The 6,649-nt window shown below is 67.2% G+C and carries 6 protein-coding genes; 2 read left to right on the top strand and 4 right to left on the bottom strand.

Annotated features, from left to right (window positions below; translation table 11 throughout):
* Positions 1-219: 219 nt before the first annotated feature.
* The 4 genes from Q8N19_RS00065 to tyrS all read right to left on the bottom strand — a co-directional run bounded on the left by Q8N19_RS00065 (position 220) and on the right by tyrS (position 3,971).
* Positions 220-747, bottom strand: a complete 528-nt coding sequence (locus Q8N19_RS00065) for a polymer-forming cytoskeletal protein (protein WP_305587623.1) — start codon at positions 745-747, stop codon at positions 220-222.
* A complete protein-coding gene (locus tag Q8N19_RS00060; protein WP_305587622.1) occupies positions 725-1,891 on the bottom strand; it encodes a M23 family metallopeptidase in 1,167 nt (388 codons plus the stop codon). The genes Q8N19_RS00065 and Q8N19_RS00060 overlap by 23 nt, the downstream gene beginning before the upstream one ends.
* Before the next feature lie 253 nt (positions 1,892-2,144).
* A complete protein-coding gene (locus tag Q8N19_RS00055; protein ID WP_305587621.1) occupies positions 2,145-2,615 on the bottom strand; it encodes a peroxiredoxin in 471 nt (156 codons plus the stop codon).
* A gap of 30 nt (positions 2,616-2,645) precedes the next feature.
* A complete protein-coding gene (gene tyrS / locus Q8N19_RS00050; protein WP_305587620.1) occupies positions 2,646-3,971 on the bottom strand; it encodes a tyrosine--tRNA ligase in 1,326 nt (441 codons plus the stop codon).
* Between the two features lie 188 nt (positions 3,972-4,159).
* Between tyrS and Q8N19_RS00045 the strand changes: the two genes are divergently transcribed.
* A complete protein-coding gene (locus tag Q8N19_RS00045; RefSeq protein ID WP_305587619.1) occupies positions 4,160-5,287 on the top strand; it encodes an anhydro-N-acetylmuramic acid kinase in 1,128 nt (375 codons plus the stop codon).
* A 1-nt stretch (position 5,288) separates the two neighbouring features.
* The gene (locus tag Q8N19_RS00040; protein ID WP_305587618.1) at positions 5,289-6,605 is read left to right on the top strand and encodes an amidohydrolase; all 1,317 of its coding nucleotides are present in this window, start codon (positions 5,289-5,291) and stop codon (positions 6,603-6,605) included.
* Positions 6,606-6,649: the final 44 nt, after the last annotated feature.

The raw sequence follows: 6,649 nt of genomic DNA, 5'->3' as shown, positions 1-6,649 counted from the left end.
CACCGATGGGGTTCTGGATGGCGATCTGGACGCCTTCATGGGGGCGTCCCTGGCCCAGCGCGTCGGGATCACCCGCGAGGACTGAGCCGGCCAGGCCGGCCCCGTCCTAGAGCCTGATGCGACCGGACTTAACCGTCTGGTCGTTGAATCAGGCTCTAAACTCAAAGACTTGAGCGCGTTTTGCTCCGATAGCCGGTTCCCACTTATCGGAAACGCGCTCTAGAAGACGGGCTTGGCCTGGGGGGCGCCGCTGGCGGCGGCGGGCGCCGTCGCCGGCGCTTCGAGGGCGGGCGGTGCGGGCTTGGCCGGCGCCTCGGCCGGTGGGGCCGGGGGACGTTGGAACTTCAGGCTGCGGCCCTGGAAGAAGGCGCCCGTCTCCATGGCCAGCTGCTCATGGGTGATGTCACCGTCGATATAACAGGTGCCATAGAGGCGGACCTGCTTGGCGGTGATCGCACCGATCACCCGGCCGCGAGCCTCCACGGCCTCGGCGAAGATCGAGCCTTCCACATGGCCGGTGTCGCCGATGGTCAGCTTGCCGATGCGCACGTCGCCGCGCACGATGCCATCGATGTGCAGTTCGCCTTCGCCGCTGATCCCGCCCTCGACAGTCAGGTTTTCGGCGATCAGCGAGGCCACGGTCGGCGCCTTTCGGACCACGGGGCCTTCCGACAAGATCTGAGGCGGGCCGTCGAGACGCGCCGGGGTCTTGGAACTGTCCGACTTAGTCGGCTGCTTGCTGAACATACTCGCCCGCCTTCACAAAACGGCTGGGGTTCTGGGCGCGGCCATTGACCCAGACTTCATAATGGAGATGCACGCCGGTGGAGCGCCCGGTGGAGCCCATGCCGCCGACGCGCTGGCCGACGGCGATCCGCTGACCGGGCTTCACGGCGATCGCCTGCAGATGCGCGTAGCGCGTCTTGAAGCCCTGGCCGTGGTCGATCTCGACCGTGTTGCCGTAGCCCGAGCGAACGCCGGCGAAGGACACGACGCCAGGACCCGTGGCCAGGATGGGGGTCATGAACCCGCCGCCGAAGTCGAGGCCGGAATGGAAGGCGGGGCGTTTGGTGAAAGGATCGAACCGGACGCCAAAGCCGCTGGTCTGCCGGCCGCCCGGCGTCGGCTTGGCCAGCGGCAGTTTCTCGGCGGCGGAGCCGAGGGCGCGGGCTTCGGAGAGGTTGGTGGCGGCGTGTTGGATACGGGAGGCGAAGTCCTCGTCCACGTCCAGAACGGCGGCGAGCGCCTTGGGGTCGCGGGCTTCGATCAGCGGGCCGCCCAGGGCGCCGGACTTGGGCGCATAGCCATTGGGGCTGAGCCCTGCGAGGCGGAAGGCCATCCGAAGGCGCTCGGCCCGACCCTTGGCGAAGGTGTCGGCCGAATCCAACAGGCGTTCCTGGCTGGCTCGGACCAGTTCGACCCTTCGGACCGGGTCTGTCGTTTCCGGGGTCGTCGCGGCGCGCTGGATTTCCGGGGCCAGAGCGTCGGCGGCGCCGGGCGTGTCCTTATAATCGCTGAGCAGCATGGCCAGGGCGGCGTGACGACGCTCCACCGACAAGGCCAGATCATCGATCGACCCGTTGGTGGCGTTCAGCTGCGCCACGGCGCTGTTGAGCCGGGCCTGGCGGTCGGCGATCCAGCGTTCGTACTTGGCCTCGGTGCGGGCGATCTCCTGATCGCTCGCCGACATCTGCATGGCGCTGACCATCATGGCCGCGGTGCAGACACCCATCCACAGGGCCGCGGCGGCGACGGCGCTGGCGCCGAGAATCTGCTTGGGGGTTGTGAGGACGTAGGCGCGCATCTCGCCGCCGGAGCGGACGTACAGATGGCGCTCGGGGAAGAGCTCTTCGAGCGAACGGCGGAGGCGCGTTATGCGTTTCATGCTCATCGCTACAGTTACCAGGAGCAGCGACGACGATATGCAATGAGATGAATGGCGCGCGCAAGGGCCTTCGCGCCGCGAGGGAGCAAAAGCCCAGCTTCGCTCACAATCACAGCATCTCGTTAAACGAGACTGAATTGACTCGCCACACGGATCGGGAGGGCGAGCCAGACGCCGAACGACATTCCCTAGGGAAGCGACAATTCTACAACACAGTCCGCCCCAGGAAGGTTCCCGGGGCGGCGAAAGAGAGGCGTGATCAGGCCTTCAGGGCCTGGGCGGCTTTGAGCACGGCGGCGGCATGACTGGGGACCTTCACCTTGCGCCAGACCCCGGCGATCTTGCCCTCGCCATCCACGAGGAAGGTAGAGCGATCGATCCCCATATACTTGCGGCCATACATGCTCTTTTCCACCCAGGCCCCGTAGGCCTCGACCACGGCCCCGCTGGGGTCGGAGCCCAGCTGGACCTTCAGGTCGTGCTTGGCGGCGAACTTGCCGTGCGAGGTCACCGAGTCCTTCGACACGCCCAGCACGGTCGCCCCGGCGGCGGCGAAGGCTTCGATCTGCTCGGAGAAGTCGATCGCCTCCTTGGTGCATCCGGACGTATCGTCCTTAGGATAGAAATAGAGCACCAGGGTCTGGCCTGCGAAGTCAGCCAGACGGATGGGGCCCGTCGGACCCTCAAGTTCAAAGGCGGGCGCCGGGGCGCCGATGTCCAGCTCAGCCATGGGCTGTGGTCTCCATATTGGGCCGCGCGTTCAGACGGGCCGCACCAGCACGATCTTCTTCTTGCCCGCAGCCAGCTTTACGACGCCGTCCACGAGATCGGATGCATCGAGGGTGCGGTTGGCGTCGGTCTCGGCCTTGTCATTCACCCGCAGGCCGCCCCCCTGCGCCAGCCGACGCGCTTCGCCCCGGGAGGCCGCAAGACCTGCATCCGTGGCCAGGGCGGCCAGCACGACGCCGGCCTCAAGGTCGGCGCGAGGGATTTCGAAGCTCGGCAGATCGCCCGAGAGCTGGCCCTGTTCGAAGGCGGCCACGGCAGCGGCCTCGGCCGCCTTCGCCGCCTCTTCCCCATGCAGCAGGGTGGTGGCGGCATTGGCCAGGACCTTCTTGGCCTCATTGATCTGAGCGCCTTCGAGGGCCTCCAGCCGGGCGATTTCCTCCAGGGAAAGGTCGGTGAACAGCCGCATGAAGCGCCCGACATCGGCGTCCTCGGTGTTCCGCCAGAACTGCCAGTAGTCGTAGGGGCTGCGCATGTCGGCGTTGAGCCAGACGGCCCCACCCACGCTCTTGCCCATCTTCTGGCCAGACGCGGTGGAGAGCAGGGGTGTGGTTAGGCCGAAGGCGGGCTTCTGGTCGACCCGGCGGATCAACTCGACCCCGTTGACGATATTGCCCCACTGGTCGGACCCGCCCATCTGCAGGACACAGCCGTAGCGGCGTTCGAGCTCCAGGAAGTCCACCGACTGCATCAGCATATAGTTGAACTCGAGGAAGGTCATCGGCTGTTCGCGGTCCAGCCGGTTCTTGACGCTGTCGAAGCTCAGCATGCGGTTGATGGTGAAATGGACGCCATAGTCCCGCAGGAACTGGACGTAGCCGAATCGATCCAGCCACTCGGCATTGTTGACCATCACCGCGTCGTTGGGTCCGTCGCCGAACGTCAGGAACCGACGGAACACCGCCTGGATGCTGTCGATGTTCGCCTGGATCTGGGCGTCGGTCAGCAGGGGCCGCTGGCTGTCCTTGTCGGTAGGATCGCCGACCTTGGTCGTGCCACCTCCCATCAGCACCACGGGCTTGTGACCAGCCTGCTGCAGGCGGCGCAGCATCATGATCTGGATCATGTGACCCACATGCAGACTGGACGCCGTGGCGTCGAAGCCGATGTAGGCCACGATCGGGCCGGCCTGGCAGGCGGCGTCCAGCTCCGCCGAATGGGTGATCTGGTGGATGTAGCCGCGCGTCTGCATCAGACGCAGGAATTCGGATTTGAACGCAGGATCGCTGGTCATGGAGCCGGACTTCGAATGGGAAGGTCCGGGCTCTAGCACGCTGGGATCGGATAGTTCGAGAGTCATCTGGGGTCTCCGGTGAGCTCGGCCGGAAACGCCAGGGTTCGAAGGGTTCGAAGGGCGCGCCGACCAGGATGGTGGGCGCAAGAGATCGATCCGCGCCGCTTAGGGGGCGCGGTAATAGAGGCCAGTGAAGGTGCGGGCGTCGATCATGGCGGCTAGCTAGCGGGCCTAAGCCATGGCAGTCAAGGCGGATGCGCGTATTGGGATTCATGACCGGCACCTCTCTCGACGCTGTCGACATGGCGGTGCTGGAGACCGATGGCGAGACCATCGAGGCCTTCGGCCCGGCCGGAGAGCGCAAGCTCAGTGAGCCGGTGCGGAAGTTGGTTCTGGCCGCCACCGAGGCCGCCCGCGGCTGGGCGAGGAACGCCGCTGAGCCGGCGATGTTCGCCGAGGCCGCCGCTGCGGTCGCCCGCGAGCATCTGGAGGCGGCCGAGGCCTTTCTGGCCGAGAGTGATCTCGCCTGGTCCGATATCGACCTGATCGGCATGCACGGCCAGACCGTGCTGCATGAGCGGCCCCGAGATGGTCAGGTGGGCCGCACCGTGCAACTGGGCGACGCCGCCTGGCTTGCAGAGCAGACCGGCGTCCCGGTCGCCTTTGACTTCCGATCCGCCGATGTGGCGGCCGGCGGGGAGGGAGCTCCTCTGGCGCCGATCTACCATCTGGCCCGGGCGCGCGCCTCGGACATGAGCCCGCCGCTTGCGGTGTTGAATGTCGGCGGTGTGGCAAATGTCACCCTCTGGCCTGGGGTCGGCGAACTGGTGGCCTTCGACACGGGGCCAGGCAACGGAATGATCGATCTTCTGGTGCAGGCCCGCGGGGCCGGCCGCTTCGACGACAAGGGCAACTACGCCAGCGTCGGTCTCGTGGATGAGGGCCTGCTTAGGGCGCTTCTGGCGCACCCGTATTTCGATGCGGCCCCACCGAAGTCCCTCGACCGCTATGACTTCTCCCTCGAGCCCCTGGAGGCGCTGAAGCTGGAGGACGCCGCCGCCACCCTGGTGGCCTTCACCGCTGAGGCCGTGAAGCTCGGCTTCCAGAAGCTGGAGACCAGTCCCGAGACCGTGATCGTCTGCGGCGGGGGACGACACAACCCTGAGATCATGAAGGCCCTGCGCGAGCGGCTGAAGGCCAAGGTCCTGACCGCGGAGGACGTGGACTGGCGCGGCGACTCCATCGAGGCCGAGGCCTTCGCCTATCTGGCGGCCCGCACGGCGCGGGACCTGCCGATCTCGTTCCCCAAGACCACCGGGGCGCCGAGCCCCATGAAGGGCGGCCGAATCGTCCGGCCCGCCGTTCCCCTCCAGGAGCGCTGAGATGAGCCGGATCTTCACCAAGGCCGCCCTGATGGGCGCCGCCATGGCCGCCATGAGCTGGGCCGGCCCGGCCCTGGCGCAGGACAGTCCGCACAAGGCCGCCGTCTTCGCCGCCGCCGAGGCGCTGCAGCCCAAGGTGGTCGCCTGGCGTCGCGACATTCACCAGCACCCGGAGTTGGGCAACCGGGAGTTCCGCACTGCGGCCCTGGTGGCTGATCATCTCCGCGCCCTGGGCTATGAGGTGAAGACCGGCGTCGCCCACACCGGCGTCGTAGCGACCCTGAAAGGCGGCAAGCCCGGCGGCGTGGTCGCCCTGCGCGCCGACATGGACGCGCTGCCGGTGGAAGAGAAAACCGGCCTGTCTTTCGCCTCGAACGTGGTGGGAGAATACAACGGCCAGCCGACGCCGGTCATGCACGCCTGCGGGCACGACGCCCATGTGGCGATCCTGATGGGCGCCGCCGAGGTGCTGGCCGGCATGAAGGCCGATATCGCCGGCACAGTGGTGCTGATCTTCCAGCCGGCCGAGGAAGGTCCGCCACCGGGCGAAGATGGCGGCGCGATCATGATGGTCGCCGAAGGCGTGCTGGCCAATCCCCGGCCCGGCGCCATCTTCGGTCTGCATGTCAGCCCTGGCGAGGTGGGCGCCATCGCCTATCGCAGCGGACCGATGATGGCGGCCGCCGATTCCTATGAGATCCGCATCAAGGGCAAGCAGACCCACGGCGCCCGGCCCTGGGACGGAATCGACCTGGCCTCCCTCAGCGCCGAGATCGTGCAGGCCTTCAATCAGATCGCCTCACGTCGGCTCGATGTGGCTCGCTCGCCGACCGTCATCACCGTTGCGGTCATTCAGAGCGGCGTGCGTCACAACATCATTCCCGAGGACATGATGATGGGGGGCACCCTGCGCACCTTCGATCCGGAGATGCGCACCGCCACCATCGCCCAGATGCAAACCGCCGTGGACAGCATCGTGGCGCGCTATGGGGCGGAGGGAAAACTGACCATGGGCGGCGCCACGCCGGTGGTCAGCAATGATGTTGATCTGGCGCGGCTGATGGCGCCGACCCTGGCGGCGGCCGCGTCCGGTCCGGTGGATCCCGACACGGGAAAGATCACCGGGGCGGAGGATTTCGCTGAGTTCCAGGCCGTGGTGCCGGGGCTGTTCTACCGGCTCGGCGTCGGCTTCCCGCCGGGGACCAACCACTCGCCGTTCTTCACGATCGACGAGGCGGCGCTGGAGGTGGGCGTGCGCGCTCAGGTCCTGACGGCCCTGGATTACCTGGATAAGGCGGCGGGCGCCCAGGCTGATTGAGGCGCGCGGAGGCCCTCAGGCCTCCGAGGCGGCCATGCGCTTGT

The organism is Phenylobacterium sp. (assembly GCF_030693405.1).
Classification (GTDB): Bacteria; Pseudomonadota; Alphaproteobacteria; order Caulobacterales; family Caulobacteraceae; genus Phenylobacterium.
Note: the sequence above shows the minus strand (reverse complement) of the source record. Positions and strands in the feature narration are given on the sequence as shown.